This is a genomic window from Cuspidothrix issatschenkoi CHARLIE-1, assembly GCF_002934005.1.
Classification (GTDB): domain Bacteria; phylum Cyanobacteriota; class Cyanobacteriia; order Cyanobacteriales; family Nostocaceae; genus Cuspidothrix; species Cuspidothrix issatschenkoi.
Map to the genome: position 1 here is coordinate 1 of NZ_PGEM01000181.1, position 321 is coordinate 321.

At 41.7% G+C, this 321-nt stretch carries 1 protein-coding gene; it reads right to left on the reverse strand.

The window, feature by feature from the left end:
- A partial coding sequence (locus CUN59_RS19375) for a tetratricopeptide repeat protein (protein WP_165790236.1) occupies window positions 1–321 on the reverse strand: 321 nt, incomplete at both ends.

Below are 321 nucleotides of genomic sequence, written 5' to 3' on the forward strand. Positions count from 1 at the left end.
CCTTGCTTATCTCCTAATTCCTTACGGGCACCTCCCCGGAGAAAGTAGTCATAGAAAAAGTTAGGATTAATCTTAATGGCTTGGTTGAAATCATCTATTGCTCCTTGCTTATCTCCTAATTCCTTACGGGCACCTCCCCGGAGAAAGTAAGCATAGGTAGAGTTAGGATTAATCTTGATAGCTAGGTTAGAATCGTCTATTGCTCCTTGGGTATTTCCTAATTGCAAACGGACAACTCCTCGGATAAAGTAGGCTTCAGCAGAGTTAGGATTAATCTTGATAGCTAGGTTAGAATCGTCTATTGCTCCTTGCGTATTTCCT